Genomic DNA, 21,207 nt, shown 5'->3' with positions numbered 1-21,207 from the left:
CGCATAAATGGTTTGGTATCGCTTTCGGCGAGCGGCCTCGTTTGGCTGTGTGAGGCCGTCGCACGGGTGATTGAGGTTCATGAGGGATTCGGCGATTCACCGGTCACTCAGCGGCGGCTTCCCACCGACCGTAACGCGATACATACTTTTCTCGAAGGGGCGTTGCCACGACTACGCATGGCCGCCCACCCCCGCGTCGTCTCGCTCGCGCCGAGCGCGACGGCCATCCTCGATGCCGCCGGTCTCGACGCTCACGTCGTCGGGGCGACCGCTCACTCGCCGACCGACAAGCCGGTCGTCGGCGGCTGGCTGAACCCCGATTTCGACCGGGTCGACGAACTCGACGCCGACGCCGTCTGCACCTGCGACGACCTCCAGTCGGACGTCGCGGCGGCGGCCCGCGACCGCGGCTACGACGTGTTTCACGTCGCGCCCGCGACGCTCGCCGAGGTGTTCGACTCGTTTCCCGTCGTCTGCGACGCCGCGGGCGACGCCAGCGCCGGCGCGACGCTCGCCGAGGACTGCCGCGACCACCTCGCCCGCGTCGCCGACGCGGTCGACGACCGCGACCGCCCGACCGTCTACTGCGAGGAGTGGGCCGACCCGCCGATGGCCGCCGGCAACTGGGTCCCCGACCTCGTCCGCGCCGCCGGCGGGTCCGCCCCGCTCGTCGCGCCCGGCGAGCGGTCCGCCGAAGTCGACCCCGAGACCGTCGCGGCCGCCGACCCCGACCACGTTGTTCTCCACCCCTGCGGGAAGGGCGAGCGCGGCGACCCCGAGGCGTTCGAGGCCCGCGGGTGGAATCTCGACGCCGCGGTCCACGCCGTCGACGACTCGCTTCTCAACCAGCCGAGCCCGGCGGTCGTCTCCGGCGTCGACCGCCTCGCGCGACTGCTACACCCCGACGCCGACTTCCCCGAGCCGTGGGAGCCCGCGACCGCGACCGAATCCGACGAAGGGAAATAACCGGGCGACGCGCTACCGACATGGACATCGCGGTCGGAAGCGGCAACCCGGTGAAGCGGCGCGCGGTCGAACGAACCTGCCCCGACGCCTCCGTGGCGGCGGTCGCCGTCGACTCCGGCGTCTCCGAACAGCCGACGGGGAACGACGAGACCATCGCGGGCGCGGTCACCCGCGCGGAGCGGGCGCTCGACGCGGGCGACTACGACTTCGGCGTCGGCATTGAGGGCGGCGTCGCGACCTTCCCGGCCGGCGACGGCACCGACGGGCGGGACACGTATCTCGTGATGTGGGCGGCCGTGACCGACGGCGAGCGCGTCGGTCGCGCCGCGGGGCCGAGCCTCCCGCTCCCCGCCCGCATCGTGGACCGCATCGACGCGGGCGAGGAACTCGGGCCGGTGATGGACGACGTGCTCGGCACCGACGACATCGCGAAAAACGAGGGCGCGGCGGGCGTGTTCACCGGCGGTCGGCTCACCCGAACCGACGCGCTCGAATCGGCCGTGACGGGCGCGTTCGCGCCCTTCCGGTGTGAACTGTACTGAGTCGCTCCGTTACTCCGACTCGGCGAGTTCGTGGTCGCGGTCGCGCACGTCGGCGCTCTCTTCGACCGCGGTCGTCAGCGAGACGTTGAGCGACAGCATCGACGCGACGCCGCCGACGATGGTGACGGCGTTTTTCACCGCGTGGTCGAGGACCGCCGCGGCGAGCGCGGCCGCGGGCGTAATCGGCGCGAGGGCGGCCATGAACACCGTGAAGGCGATTTCGTAGAGGCCGACGCCGCCGGGCGAGAGCGGGAGCACCTTCGCGAGGTTGCCGACGCTCACGGCGAAAAACGAGACGCCGACGAGGACGACGGGGTCGATGTCGACGCCGAGCGCGAGCAGGACGACGACGGCCGTCACCACGTCGACGGTCCAGATGGCGAGGCTCGTCAGGCCGACGCGGCCGAAGGCGGCGCGGTTGCCGGCGACCGCCTGCAGGTCGGAGACGAACTGCTCGATGACGCCCGCGACGAGTTCGACGTAGGAGTCCGACGAGAACCGGCCGACGAACGCCCGGACGACGTTCCGGTCCGCGCGGGCCGACAGCGCGATGCCGATGACGCCGAGAATGGCGACGACGCCGACGCCGGTGGCGACGTAGGCGACGGTGCGCACGTCGTCGGCGGACACGTCGACCGTGCCGCCGCTCACGCCGGTCGCGAGCACCGTGGCGATGTCGTCGAGGCCGCCGGTCGCCGCGAGGCCGACGAGGACGACGCCCGCGAGCCCCGCGATGGTGAGCAGGTCGAAGACGCGCTCGACCGCGAGCGACGCGAAGCCCGAGGGGTACGGGATGTTCCGGCGTGCCTTCACGACGTAGGCGCGCACGGCGTCGCCCGCGCGGGCGGGGAACACGAGATTCCCGGTCTGACTGATGAATATCGCCCCCGTGAGGAAGCCCGCCTTCTCGCGGTAGCCGAGCTCGGCGAGGATGTCGCGGTAGCGAATCCCCCGAAGCGGCCACGAGACGACGTAGATTAGCGCCGCGGCCGCGACGAGCGCGGGGTCGGCCTCGCCGAGGACCGCGATGACCTCCGAGGGGTCGATGTAGAGCGTCATCAGCGCGAGCGCGAGGACGGTCAAAAGCAGGCCGGCGACGATGGTCACCCGGCGGGTGATGCGCGGCCGGACCGTGAGCTGCCACCACGTCCGGAGAATCTGGCTCCCCATCCCGAGGATGTCGCGGACGAGGTCGACTTTCGTGTCGCCTTTCGGCTCCCAGTCCACGGGGAACTCGGCGACCCGAAAGCCCGCGCGCTGGGCGCGGACGAGCATCTCCGTGTCCCAAAACCAGTGGTTGTCTTCCACGTCGTCGCGGAGCGCCTCGAACGCCTCGCGGCTGAACGCCTTGAAGCCGCACTGGTGGTCGCGGAGGTCCGAGCGGAGGAACAGGCGGACGAGCCCGTTGTAGGCCCGGCTCGGCACGCCGCGTTTCCGCGGGCGGTCGGCGACGCGGTCGGGCATCCAGCGCGACCCGGTCGCGGCGTCGTACTCGCCGGAGCGGACGCGCTCGACCAGCTCTTCGAGGTGGCGCATGTCCGTCGCGAGGTCCGTGTCGAAGTAGACGAGCGTGTCGCCACGGGCGGCCTCGAAGGCGCGTTCGAGCGCGCCGCCGCGACCGAGGCGGGCGTCGCTGTGGTAGTGGCGAATCCGGTCGTCCTCGGCGGCCAACCGGTCGGCTATCTCCGGCGTCTCGTCGTCGCAGCCGTCTTCGGCCACGATGACTTCGAAGGCGTCGGCGGGGAGGAACGATTCGAGCGTCTCGACGGTGACGCGGACCGTGTTTTCGATGGTCCGCGCCTCGTTGTAGGCGGGGAGGACGACGCTCACTTCGACGCCGGCCGCGGTCGCGGCGGCCGGGCGTCGTTCTGTCGGGCGACCCATTGTCGTCGTATGGCCGCTATCCGCGTATGAATTTTCTGTCTTGGAACAGGTACGGTCCGTGAGACGGACAGTTCGGAACGTTCGGGTGTTCGGCGGCCGCTTCGATGCGCCCCGGCGCGGCCCGACGCGCTCCGATGCGTCCGGCCTGTTCCCTCGTTGGTGTGTCCGCGTCGCGTGGGTGTTAGGCGACTGTACCTGCGACGGCTCGGTGAAGCCCTCCCGGCGGCTCGTTTTCGGTGAAAATCGCAAGACAGCGCCGTGTTAAGTTCCCGTACCAAACCCCTGATAGGCGTCTCGTCTCTCTGTGTAGGTATGAGCACGACCGCCTCCGCGACCGCAGTCGAGGGCGAGGTCCTCGACGCCAACCGCAGTCTCTCGGAGAAACAGCGCCGCATCCTCGACTACCTCCGCTCCAACGCCGGGGCGAAGACGTACTTCAAGTCCCGCCTCATCGCCGACGACCTCGACCTCTCGGCGAAGGAGGTCGGCGCGAACATGCGCCCCATCCTCGACGGCGACTTCGACGTGAGCGTCGAGAAGTGGGGCTACTCCTCGGGCACCACGTGGAAGGTGACCGTCTGAGCCCCCGCTGACGTTTCACTCAGGCCCCGCCGCACGCCGTCCTCGGCGTGCACCCCGGCGCGTCCTCCCTCGCGCCGCTCCCACCCGGAACGCCGTCGTCTCCCACCCACGCGTCGTTCCATCCCCGTTTTTTGGGTTTTCTCGCGTCCCAGCCCCGCCGCTGGGAGTCGGTATGGACACGGAACCGTCACACGGTACAGCGTCAGTCGCCCGTCTCGACCGCCGGCCTCGACTCGTCCGACCTCGTCAGGGGTCGAACCGGATGAGTTCGGCCGCGTCGTCGGCGAACGCCGCGGCGTCGGAGCCGAAGGAGTCGGCGTAGCGAATCAGGAGCGTGATGACCGTCTCGGGGTTGCGGACCGCGTAGCCGTCCTCGCGCGAGAGGAGGCCCACGGCGTCGAGTTTCTTCGCGTACGTGCTCACCGTCGCCCGCGAGACGCCGAGGCGGTCGGCGAGTTCGCTTCCCGTCGCGTCGGGGTCGCGAAGCAGGTGGACGAGCATCCCGCGCGGCGTGTCGCGGCGGAGATAGCCGAGCGCGACCTGCTCGAACTCGGAGAACCGACTCGCGGGGAAAAACCGCTTGTAGTCGCCGTCGCGGCGCACTTCGAGCGTGTCGTCGTCGACGAGGTTCCGGAGGTGGTACTGCGTCTCGCCGGTCCCTAACTTGAGGTCGTCGCGGACCTTCGAGAAGTGCGCGCCGGGCGTGGACGCGACGTAGCCGACGATGGCGTCCCGCGCGTCGCTCGACCCGGACGAGTCGTCCTCGCTGTCGTCGCCACCCCCGAGGCCCACGAGCGGCGTGGCGGCCCCGAGCGCGGCGAACCGACGGAGGGTCGCGCGCTTGTCTTCGTCTACCCGGCGGTTCGACATCTACTCCCACATACGAGACGGCGCGAAGAAAAGGGCTTCGGCATTTACAACCGTCCGAGTCCGGGACCGTCCGCCGATGCGACTATTCGAGGTCCTTCTCGAAGGACATCTCGCTTTCGTCGTCGCCGTCACCGTCGGCGTCGGGTTGCCCGTTGCTCGCGGTCTCCGTGTCCGCCGACCCGCCGGTCGCGGCCGCGTCGTCGTCGCCCTCGCTTTCGGCGACGACCTCGTCGGACGACTTGATGGGGTCTTCTTCCTCGTCGGCCTCGGCGATGACCTCGTCGGGCGACTTGATGTCGTTGACCTCGGCGCCGGCCTTGATGGCTTCGGCCTCCTGTTCGAGCTGTTCGACGTCCATCTCGGCGGCCTGGTCTATCTGGCCGAGAATCTCCTCGATGTCGTCGAGCCCGATGAGTTCGCGGGTCTCCTCGTCGAACTGCTTGCTGGAGAGGCCTTCCATGTCCTGCACGTCGGAGCCGGTGAGCTGTTTGCCGTAGCGGCCGACGAGCGACGTGAGCTCCTGCGGGAGGACGAACGTCGTGGACTCGCCCTGTCCGATGCGTTCGAGCGTCTCCATGCCCTTGTCGATGATGGCGCGCTCGCCCATCGACTCGGCGGATTTCGCGCGGAGGACCGTCGAGATTGCGTCACCCTGCGCTTCGAGAATCTGCGACTGCTTTTCACCCTGCGCGCGGATGATGTTCGACTGCTTTTCACCCTCCGCGGTCTCGACGGCGGAGCGGCGTTCACCCTGCGCTTCGAGAATCATGGCGCGGCGGCGGCGCTCGGCGGAGGTCTGCTGTTCCATCGCCTGCTGCACGTCGGCGCTGGGGTTGACCTCGCGGACCTCGACGGACTCGACGCGGACGCCCCACTCGTCGGTCGGCTCGTCGAGTTCCTTGCGGATGCGCGCGTTGATTTCCTGACGCTTGTTGAGCGTGTCGTCGAGCTCCATGTCGCCGAGGACGGCCCGGAGGGTCGTCTGGGCGAGGTTGGAGACGGCGCGCTTGTAGTTGTCGACCTCGAGGAACGCCTTCTTCGCGTCCATCACCTTGATGTAGACGACGGCGTCGGCGGTCACCGGCGAGTTGTCGCGCGTGATGGCTTCCTGTCGGGGCACGTCGAGCGTCTGGGTCCGCATGTCGAACGCGTAGGTCCGAGAGACGAACGGCGGGATGAAGTTGATACCCGGTTCGAGGAGGCGTCGGTACTCCCCGAACACCGTGAGCGCCTTCTTCTCGTAGGCGTCCACGATTTCGACCATCTGATACACCGTCACGATGGCGAGGACGAGCACGAGGAGGCCGACGACGACGCCTCCGATGCCCAGTCCCGCCTGGAGGGCAAGTAAGTCCATACGCCCGTGTTGGGTTGGACGAATGATAAGTATTCGTGTGGTGCGGCCGTCACGTCGGACGATTTCGGCGGCGACGAGGGCGCAGTCGGCCCGAACCGCGCCGGTCGGCGCGCGGCGGCCGCCGGTCAGACGCCTTCGGTACCCTCTCGTTCGAGTTCTTCTTCGCGCTCCGCGGACTCCTCGCGTCGCTGCCGCGCCCGCTCGCGGGCGAGTTCGCGGTCGATTTCGTCTTCGCCGGGGCCGACTCCCTCGACGGTCACGACGTTGCCGCCGCCGGGGTCGACGACGATGACTTCGGTTCCTTCCTCCAGTTCGCCGTGGACGGAGCGGGCGGCGTAGTAGGGGTTAAAGCCGCCCTCGTCGAGTTTGACCTCGCCGCTGGTCGGCGTGACGCGCTCGGTGACGCGCCCCATCTTCCCCGTCAACGCGTCCGAGTCGCTCGTCTTTCCCTCTCCTTTCCCGCCGTAGAGGTCGAGCTCTCGGTAGCCGTAGAGCGCGAGCGCGCCGAAGACGAAGACGAGCAGACCCAGGATAAGCGGGGTCGCGAGCGGCGCGATGAGGAGGCCGGCCAGTCCCGCCGCGAGGAGGGCGACGCCGAGGACGACGAAATGTGCGCCGGGGGCGATGGCCTCCGCGAGCGACAGGCCGAGCCCCGCGAGCACGAGCAACAGCGGAAGCGTCTCGGGGGTGATGAGACCGGTCTGTAACGGGAACGGCAGGTATGCCATACCGGCTCTAGGGCCGTCGCCCGATTAAGGATTGAGGGTCGAATTCGTCGCGGGGGCCGCGGTCGGTGCGCGATTCCCGTGGCGGGGCGGACTCGCCCGCGCTCAGTCGTCGCCGTTCGGGTCGGTCGAGACGGTGTCGTCGTGGACGAACGCCACGGTGTCCTCGTTCGTCGGCTGGACGAGGACGGTCCCGGTGGTCGCGTTCGTCGGCACGGCGAAGACGGTCCAGACGTGCGTGCTCTCGCCGGGAGCGAACAGCGCGCCGTTGTCGAAGCCGGTCGCGTTCGACAGCGGCTGGTGACCGTAGCTGACGCCGTCAGACTCGAACACGAGCGCCGACTGCGGTAGGTTCCCGGGTGAGCCGCTCGCGGCCGTCGCATTGAGTCCGACGACGACGAACCGCTCTCCCTCCGGCGCGGCGTACGTTTGGTTACCCACCTGAAGCGAGTCTGCCGTCCGCGCGTTCCACCGAGCGACCAGGTCGGCCGAGTCGGTGCTCGCGCCCGAGAGCGCGGAGACGGCGACGCCGTTTCCGCCGGCGCTCGACCCGCCGAGCCCGTCCACCATCGGCCCGAGTACGGCCACGGAACCGAGCGCGAGGACGAGCAACAGGACGGCGACGACGACGACGCGGACGCTCGGCGGCGACCCGGACTTCAGGTCGTCGACCGACGACGGCAGCCTGTCGCGGAGCGAACCGCCCGAGGAGTCGTCGCCGCCGCCCCCACCCCCGTCGCCGTCGCCGGTGAGCCCGGCGAGCCGTTCGCGTACGGCGGCTATCGGGAGCGACGCCAACGCCTCTTCGACCGGCTCGGGCAGGTCGAACGGCAGGCCGAACTCGACCTCCGCCGTCTCGAACACCTCGCCGTCCGTGTACTGTTTGACGGTCTGTTCGAGTCCCTCGTCGGCGACGGTCTCGCCGAGTTCGTCGCGGTCGAGCAGCGTCACGTCGTGGTTCGTGGCGAACCCGCGGACCGAGTCGTCGAACTCGCCCTGCGTGGCGACGACGACGGTGTCGATGCCGCGTTTTTTCGCGTGCGCGACGAACCCCTTGACGTGCCCCGTTCCCACCGTCGTCTCGACGGACGGGAGCACGAGCATGAGCCCTTTCGTGCCGTCGCCGCGCTGCCCCTGTACGAGGTATCGACCTTCGCCTCGGGGCTGGGCGTTCGTCTGCCAGTTCCGTTGGGTCCAGAGGTCCGAGAGGAAGTGGACGAACTTCGTCGGTTCGAGTTCGACGAGTCTCGTCACTGTTCGCGTCCCTCCGGTCCGTCGGGGGCGGGTCGTCGGTCGTGTCCGCGTCGGTCGTGTGTCATCTTGTCGCCTCGGTGTTCGTCAGCGTCGCAGTCGCCGCGCGGCCAGTCCGGTGAGGACGAGCGCGACGACCGTCAGCCCCGGCGAGAACGGGATTCCAGTGTTCGTTCCGGCGGCGGCCGGTTCCAGCGGCGTCCGTTCGACGACCGGGAACGGCGTCTCGGTTGTCGTTTCCGCGGTCGGTTCTGTTGTCGTCGCGGTCGGCGTGGCCGTCGGCGTCGGCGTCTTCGCGCCGGGTTCGAGTCGGACCATCGCGTCGTCGGCGACGATGGTGCCGACCGTCTCGTTGTCGTCCGCGGTCGCGTTGCCGTCGGTACCATTACCGTCGCCGCCGGTCCGGTACGGCGCGTCGACCGCGACCGAGAAGTTCCCGTCGCGGTCGCGGTCCGCGTAGGCGATGGCGAGCAACTCCGCGTCGGCCAACTGTCGGCGGTCGAAGTCTACGACGACGTTTCGATGCGTCCCCGGCGGGAGGTACGCGCTCGTCCCCAGCGGCTCCTCGTCGGCGGTCTCGACGGCGACGAAGCCGCCGACCGAGAGGTTCACGCGGCTGATGGTGACGAACGTCCCGTCGGTCTCCTGGTCGACGAACCGGAGGTTCGCCTCGGAGTCGAGGATGCGCATCGTGTGTTCGGTCTCGTCGCGGTAGTCGCGCACCCAAAGCGGGAACGTGAGCCCGCGGTCCTCGGGCGCGAACGTGAGGTTCTGCGAGACGGTCCGGTTCGCCGTGACCGTCATCGGCACGAGCCTCAAGAACGGCTGGCCGGGGGCGCGCGCCCGGAGTTCGACGACGCTGTTCGGCGCGAGGGTGGTCTCACCGGTGACGTTCACCCGCAGTGACTCCCACGGGTACACCGTCTCGTTTCGCACCTCGATGGAGACGGTCGGTTCGACGAGCCGCACCCGCGAGCGCGCCGTGATGGTGTCCTCGTCGACGAAGTCGCTGTGGTCGCCGCGGAGCGTCACCTGCAGTTCGTACTCCTCGGTGTCACCTTCCAGCGGGAGCTCCGAGGTGTCCCAGACGACCAACACCTCGTCGTTCTCGAAGTCGGTGACGACGGTCGTCCCGTTTTCCGGCGTCGCGAGGAACGTCTGTTGTTCTCGGTTCGGCCGGACTTCGAGCTGATTCAGCGTGATTTCGATGCCGCGCGCGTTCGCGCCGCCGGTCACGTCGTCCGGGTTCAGCGCCGATTCGAGCCCGCTCTCGTCGAGGCGGACGACCGCGAGGTCGCCCTTGGCGACGGTCGTCCGCTCGGTCATCACGCCCCGAACGTCCCCGGGCGACACCGACGCGTCGGAGTCGTTCAGGCTCGCGGGCGCGACGTTGGTCGTCGCCGACGTGTTCCCGCGCTCCGCGACGTCGAGTTGGCCGATGGCGCGTTCGACGCCGTCGATGGTGACGTTCATCATGTACGTCGCCGGCTCGATGGGCTCGCCGAGGTGACCGGTGTGGAGCGTCTTGTTGCCGCCGCCGGAGACGTACGTCTCGGGCGCGCCGGTCGAGTTGTAGGTGTCGACGGTCAGGGTGGTCGTCCCCGACCCGACGAGGGCGACGGTCAGGTGGTAGCCGTAACCGTCGCCGCCGATGTGGAGCGTGCCCGGCTGGGAGTGCTGGACACGTATCTCGACGACGTCGCCGCGGGTGACGGTGGTAACGTCCTCGCCGAACGACGCGGTCGGCTCGTCGGCGGCGACTGCGGGCGTCGGAACCCAGAGCGCCGCGAGGAGAATCAACGCGGCGACCAACACGGAGGGTGCGCGGACTGCGTAACTCATTTGGTGTGTCCCGGTCGGGGGGTTGACGGTGGTTCCCCTCGGGGTCACATAAATCAACAGTCCCGATTATCAAAACGGAAAGTCGGATGGTCGAGGTTCGGACCTCGCGGCGGCTCGCGACCGGCGCGCCGTTGGGCGGTCAGACCGCGCCCGGGAACACGGTGATGACGATGAGCCCGACCGCGAGGAGGACGCCGAGGAACACGAACGCGACGTTTTCGGCCCGCGGTGACCCGGGCTCGATGGGGAGCTGTTCGATCTCGGGTTCGTCGTCGACGATGCCGTCGGGGCCGACGTCGTCGACGCCGAAGCGCCACTCGCCGTCGCCGTCGCGGTCGTCTTCGGCCTCGGGAGAGGGTGCGCGGGACATCGAATCGTGGGTAGGCGTCGCGGCGGGAAAGGGCTACCGCACTACTGCCGGTTGCCGCGGTCGTGGCTGATGACGTCGCCCTCGTAGACGATACCGCGCTCGGCGTGGAGCGTGACGGTCGCGCCCTGCTTGATGGTCTTCGGGAGCGGCGCGCCCGACACCATCGGGATGTCGAGTTCGCGCGCGACGAGCGCCGGGTAGCCGGTCATGCCCGCGCGGGCGTCGACGATTCCGGCGAGCTTGTCGGCGTCGCCGTCGAACTCGCCGTCGAACTCGGCCGACAGCGCGAGAATCGCGCCCTCGGGCACGTCCGTGAGGTCGCCGTCCTCGGTGCGGTAGAGGGGGCCGGCGACCCGGCCGCTGACGATTTTCCGGCCCGTGGCGACGGGCTCGGCGGCGACGTGAACCTTGAGCATGTTCGTCGTGTTCGTCCCTTCGAGCTCCGTCATCATGCCGGAGAGGACGACGATGGTGTCGCCGGACTCCGCGACGCCGGCGTCGAGCGCGGCGGTGACGGCGTCGTCCATGACGCCCTCCACGCTCGGGCTGTAGTCGGCGTACTGCGCCGAGACGCCCCACGAGACGGCGAGCTGACGGCGCGTCCGGTCGTTCGGCGTGACGGCGACGACGGGGACGCCGGGGCGGAACTTCGCGGTCTTCCGGGCGGTGTAACCGGACTCGGAGACGGCGACGACGGCCGCGGCGTTCACGTCGCGGGCGAGGTAGCGCGCCGAGCGGGCCAGCGCCTCGGTGCGGGAGCCCTCGTCGGCGGTCGGGACGCGCTGTTCTTGGCTCTCGTCGTACTCGGGGCTCTCTTCGACTTCCTCGACGATGCGGGACATCGTCTCGACGACGCGGACGGGGTGGTCGCCGACGGCGGTCTCGCCGGAGAGCATCACGGCGTCGGTGCCGTCGAGGACGGCGTTGGCCACGTCGGACGCCTCCGCGCGGGTCGGGCGGCGCGAGCGGACCATCGAGTCGAGCATCTCGGTCGCGGTGATGACCGGCGCGCCCGCGGCCTGCGCTTTGCGGATGGTGCGCTTCTGGATGATGGGAACCTCTTCGAGGGGGCACTCGACGCCGAGGTCGCCGCGGGCGACCATCACGCCGTGGGCCGCCTGGATGATTTCGTCGAGGTTCTCGACCGCGCCGGCGCGCTCGATTTTGGCGATGATGGGAATCTCCGCGCCGAGGTTCTCGAGGGTGTCGCTGATGGTGTAAACGTCCTCCGCGTCGCGGATGAACGAGGCGGCGACGTAGTCGACTTCCTTCTTCGCGGCGAGCTTCAGGTTCTCGTAGTCGGAGTCGGTGATGAGGTCGATGTCGAGGTCGACGCCGGGGACGTTCACGCCCTTGCGCGAACTGAGCTTCCCGCCGGAGACGATGGTCGCGTGGACCGAGTCGTCCTCGACGCGCTCGACGGTGGCCTCGATGCGGCCGTCGTCGAGGAGGATGGTGTCGCCGGACTCCGCGGCGGTGATGGAGTACGACAGCCCGACCGCCTCGGGCGTGGCGTCGTCGCCCTCGTAGAAGCGGACCTCGCTTCCGGTTTCGAGGTAGATGTCCTCGTCGATGTCGGCGGTTCGGACCTCGGGGCCCTGCAGGTCGAGCATGGCCGCGAGCGGTTCGTCGGTCGCGTCGTCGACGGCGCGGATGCTGTCGATGACGTCGGACCGGTGTTCGACGTTGCCGTGGCTCGCGTTCATCCGGGCGACGCTCATGCCGGCGTCGGCGAGCCCGCGAATCGTCTCCCGGTCGAAGGACGCGGGACCGAGGGTGCAGACGATTTTTGCGTTTCTCATGGCGTCGCCTACGAGTGACTGATAAAAAAGCCCGATGATGAACTCGGTGTCGAGTAACGGGTTCGCATACGTACTCTCTATAGTTCGCCCGTCGAACTGACCGCTCGGTCGCCGTCACGAAACTATAATGGTCGTTCGGTAAATTTCTCCGTCGTATCTGACGTAGCCGGGGTCGCGGAACTCGTTTCTGTCCGTTCCCTCCCGAAGGGTCACGGTCTCGCCTCCGAGCGCCTCCCGAAACGCCGACTGCTGGGCCGGCGCGAGGTTCTGGTACGAGACGGCCCCCTCGCCCTGCGGGAGGTCGTCGACCCGGGCGACGCTCAGTCTCGCGGTCCCGCTCGCGCCGCCGAGACAGCCCGTCGAGACGACGAGCGCCGCGGCGAGTAACACGCTGAGTCGCATGGCGGCGCTCCAGCGTCGCCGCTCAAATCGGCTCCGGTTGCGACGCGGGATTCGAGCGTCGAACGCCGACTCAGTCGGAGACGGTCGTCCGGTAGATGTCGCCGTCGTACCGGACGTAGCCGGGGTCGGCGAACTCGTTTCTCGCGGCCTCGTTCGGTATCGCCGCCGGTTCGCCGGTCGAGACTGCCTCCTCGAACGTCTCGCGTTGGTCGGGGTCGAGGTTGCCGAAGGCCACCGCGCCCTGTCCCTGCGGGAGTTCGTCCACGCGCTCGACGGTCAGGGTGCCCGCGCCGCCGCCCGTGACCGCGGCGACGACGCCCGCGAACACCGCGAGCGCGACGACGATTCCGACCGCTTCCCGTCTTCCGATTCGCATGGGCGACGCTCGGGAGTCGGCGCAGTTAGGCGCTGTGGTCCACGCCTGATACGAGGGCGGTGGGGCGGTCGAGACGGCGCGTCGGAAAAAATCGGGTCGCGAGCGGTCGCGTATCGGGTCGCAGACGGTCGCTTACTGGACTTTCGTGCCGGGGACGGCGTCGCCGTGGGTCGTCAGGATGTCGGCCTCGTCGCCCGCGGCCAACAGCATCCCGTTGGACTCGACGCCGAACAGCTCGGCCTTCTCGAGGTTGGCGACGATGATGACCTTCGACCCGGCGAGCGAGTCGAGGTCGTGAAGCTGTTTGATGCCGGCGACGATTTGGCGCTCTTCGACGCCGATGTCGACGGTGAGCTTGGCGAGTTTGTCCGCGCCGTCGATGCCCTCGGCGGCGACGATTTCGCCCACGCGGATGTCGAGCTCCTGGAAGTCCTCGAAGGAGATGCGGTCGTCGGCGAGGGGTTCGAAGTCGATGTCGGCGTCAGAGTCGGAGTCTGCGTCCATATCCTCCTCGGCGTCCTCGTCGGACTCGTCGCTTTCGGATTCCGTCTCGGCAACGCGCGCTTCGAGCTTCTCGTTGAGTTCCTCGACGCGCTCGTCTTCGATTTTCTCGAACAGCGCCTCGGGCTCGCCGAAGGACGCCGGTGGAGCTTCGAAGGCGTCGTCGACGCCGGTGTCGGTCACCGAGCCGTCCTCGCCGAGTTGCTCCCAGAGCGCCTGCATCTTGCCCGGCGCGACGGGGAAGAACAGCACGGCGATGGCCTTCGCGATTTGGACGCAGTCGCGGATGACCTGCGCCGCGGCCTCGGGGTCCTCGTCGGTGAGCTTCCACGGCTCGTTGTGCTGGATGTACTCGTTGCCGAACTGCGCGAGGCGGACGGCGGCGTTGCCGGACTTCCGGACCGAGTAGTCGTTGATGCCGGCTTCGAACTCGTCGATGGCCTCCTGAATGCGGGCTTCGACTTCCTCGGACACCTCAGCCTCGGGCGTCCCCTCGAAGTTGCGGTACGCGAAGAGCATCGACCGGTAGAGGAAGTTGCCGACCGTACCGACGAGTTCGCTGTTCACGCGGTCTTTGAACTTCGACCACGAGAAGTCAACGTCCTGCTGGAATCCGCCGTTGGTGGCGAGGTAGTACCGCAGCAGGTCGGGGTGGAAGCCCTCGTCGAGGTACTCGTCGGCCCAGACGGCGCGGTTGCGCGAGGTGGAAAAGCCCTTGCCGTTGAGCGTGATGAAGCCGGAGGCCATGACCGCGCGCGGCTCGACGTAGCCCGCGCCGCGGAGCATCGCCGGCCAGAAGACGGTGTGGTGCTGGATGATGTCGCGGCCGATGATGTGGACGATGTCACCGCCGGACTCCGTCCGGCGAGCCTCCGAACCCGCGTCGGATTCAGAGACACCGGCGTCCTTCCACGCGGCCTCCCAGTCGAATGTGTCGGCGCCGACGCGCTCCGTGTACTGCTTGGTCGAGGAGATGTATTCGATTGGCGCGTCGACCCAGACGTACAGCACGAGGTCGTCGCTATCGTCACGCCCAGACTCCGTCTGGTCTGCCTCCGAATCCTCGGCGGATTCGGAGACGCCGGGGTAGTCGATGCCCCAGTCCATGTCGCGGGTGATACACCAGTCCTGCAGTTCGCCCTCTATCCACTCGCGGGGCTGGTTCTGGGCGTTCGAGGTGCCTTCGAGGCGGTCGATGAACTCCTGGAGGTAGTCTTGGAGGTCGGAGACCGCGAAGAACTTGTGCTCGCGCTCGCGGTACTCCGCGGCGTTGCCGGTGAGCGTCGAGGTCGGGTCTTCGATTTCGCCGGGTTCGAGGTGGCGGCCGCAGCCCTCGTCGCACTCGTCGCCGCGGGCGTGCGCGCCGCAGTACGGACAGGTGCCCTCGACGAAGCGGTCGGGGAGCCACTGGTCCGCCTCGGGGTCGTAGGCGACCGGAATCTCCTTCTCGTAGACGTAGCCCTCGGCTTCGAGCGTGCGGACGATTTCCTGGGTCAGTTCGGTGTTCGTCTCGTCGTGGGTGTGGCCGTAGTTGTCGAACTCGATGTTGAAGCGGGGGAACGTCGCCTCGTACTTCTCGTGGTGGCGGAGCGCGAACTCCTCGGGCGTGACGCCCTCCTTCTCGGCGTTGACGGCGACGGGCGTGCCGTGCATGTCCGACCCGCTGACGAAGGCCGTCTTTTGGCCGAGTGTTCGCAGCGAGCGACTGTAGATGTCGCCGCCGACGTACGTTCTGAGGTGGCCGATGTGGAGGTCGCCGTTGGCGTACGGCAGTCCACACGTCACCACCGCTGGCTTCTCCGTGGGGAAGTCCTCGTGACTCATATGTGTCGTGTATCTCGGAAGCGGGCCTAAAGCCCGCCGCTTCGGATGCGTCTGTCTGGCGGTGCGATATCGCCCCGAGGTTCGCCGGACCCGACCGTCGTCTCACGTTACCGAGGCGACGGCCGGAGGCGGGTCCACCCGCGGCTAAAAGGGAGCGCGCATACGCATGTTGTCGGGGAGACCCGTCGCGGTCACACCGGTACTGAAGCCGAGCGCGCCTATAAATTATCGGGACCGCTCGGGACCGCCGCACTCGACTGGCTGCGGACGACCGGGCTGCGGACGACCGCGACGGCGACGCGCCAGCACGAGTCACGCAACCGCTATCTCGTCGGCCGACGCCCTGTTCGGCGTGACTACGACTACCGCCTCCCAACCCGCCCGGAGCGTCGGCTTCGCCGCCGTGTTCGCCATCCTCCTCGGGCTGTTCGTCTCCGGCTACGGTCTCCTTCTCGTCCCGCAGTCGCCGCTCGGCGGCGGCTGGATTCTCGCCATCGGCGTCTCGCTCGCGCTCGCCGGTGTCTTCGCAATCGAGTCGGTCGGCCGACGCCTCGGCCTGTCCGCGGCCACGTGCCGGACACTGTCGCTGTCGTTCGCGGCGCTCGCGGCCGTCCTCTTCGTCGCGTTCGTCGTCGTCAACTACGCGTCCGTCGAGTCGTTCGAGGCGACCTCGGAGTCCGCGACAGGCTCCGAAGCGAGTGGCTGACAGCGGTACTGACGGCGGCGCGACGACGACAGCGAGGTGAGCCGACCCGCGCGCGCCCCGCTCAGAGGAACGCCAGCGCGGCCTCGATACCGATGACCGTCACGATGAGTCGGCCGCAGGAGCCGACGAACGTCGCGGCCGCGAACTTGAGGTAGTCGTCTTCGAGGACCGAAAACGCGTAAATCGAGAGCGTGTCGGGAAAGCCCGGCACGCAGAGCGCGGCCGCGAGTCCGGCGAAGCCCCAGTTCTGTGCGATTTGGACGGCCTTGCGCTCGGTCCACCCCATCACGTCGACCGGGAGCCGTTCGAGCGCCCGTTCGACGTAGCCCGACTCCGTCGTCTGACGGCCGATGTAGAAGGCGAAGACGCTGCCTGCGGCCTTGCCCGCGCCGCTGACGAGGATGATGACCGCCAGCTTCGCGCCGTAGGGGAGCCCGAGGTCGAGCGGGGCGGCGAGGACGATTTCGCTCACGCCCGGGAGGGCGAAGGCGATGAGAAACGAGTACGCGAAGATGATGACCAGCCCGACCCAGCCGGTGGCCGTCTCGACGAGCGACGAGAGCCACGAGAAGTCGGGGTACAGACTGAGCGTCAGGTCTGCGAGCGATGCGAACGCGGTGAGAGACACACGAGAGGGTCGAAGCCAGTCGGTTGTAAGTTTTCAGGTTCGGACCGGCTCAGTTGCGCGTCGGCCCCGACCGGAGGTCGTCGAGGTCCGAGAGGAACGCCCGGAGCGACTCGCGGGAGACGTGCGGCATGCAGACGATGCGGAGTTCGCCGCTCGCGGTCCGCGAGATACGCCAGCCGAGGTCCCGAAGCGACTCGAACTGCCCGTCGGGGACGCTCGCGGCGACCAGCGGGAGGTCCGGTTCGACCGCGTCGTAGCCCCGAGAGCGGAGTTCGTCGTAGAACCACTCGGCGTTCGTCTGCTGGCGCTCGTAGGCGTCGCGGTAGCCGTCGGGCCAGAGTTCGCGCATCGCGGCGGCCGCGGAGGCGACGCCCGCGCCGCTTCGGGTGCCGGTGAGGCTCGCCTGCGACGCGGATTCGAGGTACGGCGTGTCGACCGCCAGCGAGTCGACGACCGACTTGTCGCGGAACAACAGGCCGCCAGCGGGGACGACCGCCTGCCCGTACTTGTGGGGGTCGATGGTCATCGAGTCGATTGGCGCGTGAGCGAACGACCACTCGTGGTCGGTGAAGGGGAGGATGAACCCGCCCCACGCGGCGTCGACGTGCATCAGCGCGCCGGCGTCGTGGGCGACCGCGGTCAGCTCGGGTATCGGGTCGACGCGGCCGAACTCGGTCGTGCCGGCGACGCCGGCGACGAGGACGGTGTGGTCGTCGACGGCCTCGCGGACGGCCGCGACGTTCGCGCGGTAGTCGTCGTCGACGGGGACGATTCGGAGCTCCACGTCGAGCACGTCGGCGGCCTTCTGGAAACTGAAGTGGATGCTCTCGGGGGCGACGACGTTCGGGTCGTCGTCGCGGGCGTGGTTGCGCGCGGCTCGGATGGCCTGGATGTTGGCCTCGGTCCCGCCGCTTGTCACGTAGCCGTGGGGGGCCGAGAGGCCGGTGATGTCGCCGAGGTACGAGAGTGCGTCTTCTTCGAGGGCGGCGACGGCCTGATAGGTCGCCGGGTCGCCGGGGTTGGTGGCAAAGAACCGCTCTGCGGCCTTCCGGGCGGCCGGGTGCGGTCGGGTGCACATCGAAGAGAGGACGCGGTCGAACTCCTGCGGTGCCGCGCGCTGCATGCATCCCACTATAACCACACCCAGTATATCGGTTCCGCTCCATTGCGCCGCGTCGCCCAGCCGATGGCGTCGCTACCCGGACGAGAAAAGACGGGAGAGGGTGGTTCGACCTCGACGTTCGCCGGGGTCAGCGAACCGAGTCGAGGAGGAGCCGCTGTTCGACGCGCTTGACCTCGTGTTGCACGTCGCGGACGGCGTCGATGTTGGCCGAGATGGAGCTGACGCCCTTGTCGACGAGGAACTGAACCATCTTGGGCTTCGAGCCGGCCTGCCCGCAGATGCTCGTCTTCACGCCGACCTCGCGGCACGTCTCGATGGTGTCGCCGATGAGTTTGAGCACCGCCGGGTGCAGTTCGTCGTAGATGTCGGCGACGTGCTCGTTGTTGCGGTCCACCGCGAGGGTGTACTGCGTCAGGTCGTTCGTGCCGAACGAGGCGAAGTCGATGCCGGCGTCGGCGAGCTCTTCGATGCAGAGCGCCGCGGCCGGCGTCTCTATCATGACGCCCCACTCGCGCTTTTCGGGGTCGATGCCGGCCTCGCGCATGTGCTCTTTCGCCCGCAGCACGTCCTCGGCGTCGTTGACGAGCGGGAACATGACTTCGAGGTTGTCGTAGCCCATGTCGAACAGGCGGCGGAACGCCTGCAGTTCGAGGCGGAAAACGCTCGGGTTGTCGAGGCCCCGACGGATGCCGCGGTAGCCGAGCATCGGGTTGTGCTCGCGCGGCTCGTTCTCGCCGCCTTCGAGCTGTCGGAACTCGTCTGTCGGCGCGTCGAGGGTGCGGACGCGGACCGGCCGCGGGTAGAACTCCTCTGCGGCCTCGCGGACGCCAGAGACGATTTCGTCCACGTAGGCGCGCTCGCCGTTCTGCTCGATGAACCGCTCGGGGGTCTTGCCGAGCGTCAGGACCATGTGCTCGATGCGGAGCAGGCCGACGCCGTCAGCGCCCGTCGCGGCGGCGCGCTCGGCCGCCTCGGGGATGGAGACGTTGACCTTGACCTCGGTCGCGGTCATCGGCTTGACGGGCGTCTTGGGGCGGGCCTCCTCGACGGGCTGGCGCTGTTTCTCCTCGGGCTCTTCGCCCTCGCGGACGGTTCCCTTGTCGCCGTCGATGGTGACGACCTCGCCGTCTTCGAGGGTCTTCGTCCCGTCGCCGGTACCGACGACCGCGGGCACGCCGAGTTCGCGGGAGACGATGGCCGCGTGGGAGGTCATGCCGCCCTCGTCGGTGACGATGCCGGCGGCGCGCTTCATCGCGGGCACCATGTCGGGCATGGTCATCTCGGTGACGATGATGTCGCCCTCGGCGACCTGGTCGAGGTGGTCGAGCTTGGTGACGATGCGGGCGCGGCCGGAGGCGATGCCGGGGCTCGCGCCGAGGCCGCGGATGAGCACGTCGTCGCCGGTCGCGGCCGCCCGCGAACGTCCGCTGTCGCCCTCGTCTTCCTCGCCGTCGTCAGCCTCGGCGATAGTCGTAATCGGGCGCGACTGGAGCATGTAGACCTCGCCCTCGTAGACGGCCCACTCCACGTCCTGCGGCGTCTCGTAGTGGTCTTCGACCAGTTCGCCGAGTTCGAGCAGGCGGGAGACCTCGTCGTCGGTGAGGACGCGCTCGTGGCGGCGGTCGCTCGGCACGTCGCGCATGACGGTCTCGCCGCTCTCCTCGTCGCGGACGCACATCGTCTTCTTGTCCGCGATGGTCGCCGTCTCGACCTCGCCGGTCTCGCGGCTGATGACGTAGTTGTCGGGCGAGACGGTGCCGGAGACGACGGCTTCGCCGAGACCCCACGCGGCCTCGATGATAATCTCCTTCTTGCCGGTCGAGGGGTGTCGGGTGAACATCACGCCGGACTTCTCGGCGTCGACCATCTGCTGGACGACCACCGCGATGTCGACCTTGTCGTGGGGGAAGCCCTTGCGGTTGCGGTAGTAGATGGCGCGCTCGGAGAACAGCGAGGCCCAACACTCCTTGACGCGGTCGAGGAGGTCCTCCTCGGTGACGTTCAGGAACGTCTCCTGTTGGCCCGCGAAGGAGGCGTCCGGCAGGTCCTCGGCCGTCGCGGACGACCGGACGGCGACGAAGGCGTCGCCCTCGCCGACGCTCCGGTAGGCGTCGAGGATTTCCTCCCGCACGTCGTCCGGCATCGGCGTCTCCATGATGAGGTCGTGCGCCGTCTCGTGGGCCGCCTGCAGCGCCTCGGAGTCCTCGTGGTCGACCTCGACCGCGGCGAACAGCTCGTCGTCGATGCCCGCGTCCTCGATGAACGCGCGGTACGTGCTCGCCGTCACGACGAATCCCGGCGGGACGGGAAGCCCCGCACCGGTTAGTTCGCCCAGCGACGCGCCTTTCCCGCCGACCAGGTCGAGGTCGTCAGCCCGTACGTCGTCCAGCCAGACTACAGCCATGTGATGTTCGTATGGTCCCGCACCCCGATAAAGAAGTTTGCGAACGAAACAAGTATGAATGAAAACTCACTCGAAGGCGAGTATTAAATTGCGGCGTCGACCCGGAGGCGGACGTTCTCAGGACTCTCGGCGCGCCCGTCCGTGTTCTTCGCAGAGGATTTCGCCGGTGTCCGGGTCGAGGTAGAACGGCGACCCGGCTTCGACCGGCTTCCCGCAGACCCCACAGCCGTCGTCGTGTCGGAGGAAGTACTTCCCCTCGGCGCGGCCCGTCTCCAGTCGTCCGGCGGCGACGGCCGGTCGCGTCAGTCCCTCGCCGATTTGGGTTCGCTCAGCGCTGTCGGCCTCCTCGAAGCGAATCGGTCGCATGCCGGCTCTTCGTTCTCCCGCGGCAAATCGGTACGGGCAGCGAGGGGTTCATAATCGCTCGCCACGTGACTTCTAGCGTGCTTCCGGAGTGGGTCTTTCTGCTCCCGCCGTGGCTCATCGTCGGCCTCGCCGCGGGCGCGGTCGCCTCCGTCGTCGTCGCCGGCGTCTTCGTCGTCGGCGGTCGTGTCTTCCCGGAGCGGCGGGTCTCCCGCGGCCCCCGCGTCGACGGGACGGGCCGCCGCCGCCACGAAATCCGCGACTACCTCACCGCCATCGACGAGCGGTTCGTCGAGGACCGCCCGATCCGCGGCGAGACGGTGGCGTTCTTCCTCCCCGACCGCGGCGTCGCCATCACCTTCGACGCGCAGGCGTTCTTCCGCCTCGAACGCGCCGGCGTCTACGCCGTCCTCTGCGAACACGAGATGCCCGGCGGCCAACTCGGCCGGCGGCTCCCCTTCGACGTGCCGGACATCGAGCCCGAACTGGCCGACCTCGACGACCCCGTGTCGGCCGCGTTCGACCGGCTCGACCTCCCCGCGAACGCCTCCTCGGACGCCGTCAGAGACGCCTATCGAGCGCGGGTGAAGGACGTACACCCCGACCACGGCGGCGACCGCGAGCGGTTCCGCGAGCTACGGGAGGCGTACACGATGGCCCGAGAACACGCGGAGAGTTAAGCGGCGAAT

At 68.7% G+C, this 21,207-nt stretch carries 20 protein-coding genes; 5 read left to right on the top strand and 15 right to left on the bottom strand.

Annotation, left to right across the window (positions count from 1 at the left end; translation table 11 throughout):
- Positions 1 to 177: 177 nt before the first annotated feature.
- Entirely contained in the window at positions 178 to 966 is a 789-nt protein-coding gene (locus C454_RS03470; protein ID WP_004972650.1) for a helical backbone metal receptor, read from the top strand.
- A 20-nt stretch (positions 967 to 986) separates the two neighbouring features.
- Positions 987 to 1,508, top strand: a complete 522-nt coding sequence (gene yjjX, locus C454_RS03465; RefSeq protein WP_004972648.1) for an inosine/xanthosine triphosphatase — start codon at positions 987 to 989, stop codon at positions 1,506 to 1,508.
- A 9-nt stretch (positions 1,509 to 1,517) separates the two neighbouring features.
- Here yjjX and aglD read toward each other — a convergent pair whose 3' ends face one another.
- The gene (aglD, locus tag C454_RS03460) at positions 1,518 to 3,392 is read right to left on the bottom strand and encodes a flippase domain-containing glycosyltransferase AglD (RefSeq protein ID WP_004972645.1); all 1,875 of its coding nucleotides are present in this window, start codon (positions 3,390 to 3,392) and stop codon (positions 1,518 to 1,520) included.
- Positions 3,393 to 3,704: 312 nt separating this feature from the next.
- Between aglD and C454_RS03455 the strand changes: the two genes are divergently transcribed.
- Entirely contained in the window at positions 3,705 to 3,974 is a 270-nt protein-coding gene (locus C454_RS03455; protein WP_004972643.1) for a DUF7123 family protein, read from the top strand.
- 246 nt (positions 3,975 to 4,220) lie between these two features.
- Here the strand turns inward: C454_RS03455 and C454_RS03450 are convergent, their stop codons facing one another.
- From C454_RS03450 to metG, 10 genes are all read right to left on the bottom strand, one after another.
- A complete protein-coding gene (locus C454_RS03450; protein WP_004972642.1) occupies positions 4,221 to 4,844 on the bottom strand; it encodes a winged helix-turn-helix transcriptional regulator in 624 nt (207 codons plus the stop codon).
- An 82-nt stretch (positions 4,845 to 4,926) separates the two neighbouring features.
- Positions 4,927 to 6,201 carry an SPFH domain-containing protein gene (locus tag C454_RS03445; protein ID WP_004972640.1) on the bottom strand — a complete coding sequence of 425 codons (1,275 nt, stop codon included), beginning with the start codon at positions 6,199 to 6,201 and terminating at the stop codon, positions 4,927 to 4,929.
- 125 nt (positions 6,202 to 6,326) lie between these two features.
- On the bottom strand, positions 6,327 to 6,929 hold the full coding sequence (locus tag C454_RS03440) for an NfeD family protein (protein WP_004972638.1): 603 nt from the start codon (positions 6,927 to 6,929) through the stop codon (positions 6,327 to 6,329).
- Positions 6,930 to 7,031: 102 nt separating this feature from the next.
- Positions 7,032 to 8,180 (bottom strand): restriction endonuclease, encoded by a 1,149-nt coding sequence (locus C454_RS03435; protein WP_004972636.1) that lies wholly within the window; start codon positions 8,178 to 8,180, stop codon positions 7,032 to 7,034.
- A gap of 84 nt (positions 8,181 to 8,264) precedes the next feature.
- Complete coding sequence (locus C454_RS03430) at positions 8,265 to 10,019, bottom strand: DUF7282 domain-containing protein (protein ID WP_004972635.1); 1,755 nt, start codon at positions 10,017 to 10,019, stop codon at positions 8,265 to 8,267.
- A 139-nt stretch (positions 10,020 to 10,158) separates the two neighbouring features.
- Positions 10,159 to 10,389 (bottom strand): DUF7312 domain-containing protein, encoded by a 231-nt coding sequence (locus tag C454_RS03425; protein WP_004972634.1) that lies wholly within the window; start codon positions 10,387 to 10,389, stop codon positions 10,159 to 10,161.
- A gap of 41 nt (positions 10,390 to 10,430) precedes the next feature.
- On the bottom strand, positions 10,431 to 12,191 hold the full coding sequence (pyk, locus tag C454_RS03420; RefSeq protein ID WP_004972633.1) for a pyruvate kinase: 1,761 nt from the start codon (positions 12,189 to 12,191) through the stop codon (positions 10,431 to 10,433).
- Between the two features lie 114 nt (positions 12,192 to 12,305).
- A complete protein-coding gene (locus C454_RS03415) occupies positions 12,306 to 12,593 on the bottom strand; it encodes a hypothetical protein (RefSeq protein ID WP_004972632.1) in 288 nt (95 codons plus the stop codon).
- Between the two features lie 70 nt (positions 12,594 to 12,663).
- Complete coding sequence (locus C454_RS03410; protein WP_004972631.1) at positions 12,664 to 12,969, bottom strand: hypothetical protein; 306 nt, start codon at positions 12,967 to 12,969, stop codon at positions 12,664 to 12,666.
- Positions 12,970 to 13,101: 132 nt separating this feature from the next.
- Positions 13,102 to 15,294: a methionine--tRNA ligase gene (gene metG / locus C454_RS03405; RefSeq protein WP_004972630.1), complete on the bottom strand. Its 2,193-nt coding sequence runs from the start codon at positions 15,292 to 15,294 to the stop codon at positions 13,102 to 13,104.
- 352 nt (positions 15,295 to 15,646) lie between these two features.
- Between metG and C454_RS03400 the strand changes: the two genes are divergently transcribed.
- Positions 15,647 to 16,000: a hypothetical protein gene (locus tag C454_RS03400; RefSeq protein ID WP_004972629.1), complete on the top strand. Its 354-nt coding sequence runs from the start codon at positions 15,647 to 15,649 to the stop codon at positions 15,998 to 16,000.
- 61 nt (positions 16,001 to 16,061) lie between these two features.
- Here the strand turns inward: C454_RS03400 and C454_RS03395 are convergent, their stop codons facing one another.
- The 4 genes from C454_RS03395 to C454_RS03380 all read right to left on the bottom strand — a co-directional run bounded on the left by C454_RS03395 (position 16,062) and on the right by C454_RS03380 (position 20,521).
- A complete protein-coding gene (locus C454_RS03395; protein ID WP_004972628.1) occupies positions 16,062 to 16,628 on the bottom strand; it encodes a YqaA family protein in 567 nt (188 codons plus the stop codon).
- Positions 16,629 to 16,677: 49 nt separating this feature from the next.
- Positions 16,678 to 17,751, bottom strand: a complete 1,074-nt coding sequence (gene mfnA, locus C454_RS03390; RefSeq protein WP_004972627.1) for a tyrosine decarboxylase MfnA — start codon at positions 17,749 to 17,751, stop codon at positions 16,678 to 16,680.
- A 127-nt stretch (positions 17,752 to 17,878) separates the two neighbouring features.
- On the bottom strand, positions 17,879 to 20,155 hold the full coding sequence (gene ppsA, locus C454_RS03385; RefSeq protein ID WP_004972626.1) for a phosphoenolpyruvate synthase: 2,277 nt from the start codon (positions 20,153 to 20,155) through the stop codon (positions 17,879 to 17,881).
- A 117-nt stretch (positions 20,156 to 20,272) separates the two neighbouring features.
- Positions 20,273 to 20,521, bottom strand: a complete 249-nt coding sequence (locus C454_RS03380; RefSeq protein ID WP_004972625.1) for a hypothetical protein — start codon at positions 20,519 to 20,521, stop codon at positions 20,273 to 20,275.
- Between the two features lie 77 nt (positions 20,522 to 20,598).
- On the opposite strand from C454_RS03380, the gene C454_RS03375 reads away from it, so the two are divergent.
- Complete coding sequence (locus tag C454_RS03375; protein WP_004972624.1) at positions 20,599 to 21,198, top strand: J domain-containing protein; 600 nt, start codon at positions 20,599 to 20,601, stop codon at positions 21,196 to 21,198.
- Positions 21,199 to 21,207: the final 9 nt, after the last annotated feature.

Origin of the sequence: Haloferax gibbonsii ATCC 33959 (genome assembly GCF_000336775.1) — an archaeon.
Classification (GTDB): Archaea; Halobacteriota; Halobacteria; order Halobacteriales; family Haloferacaceae; genus Haloferax; species Haloferax gibbonsii.
Note: the sequence above shows the minus strand (reverse complement) of the source record. Positions and strands in the feature narration are given on the sequence as shown.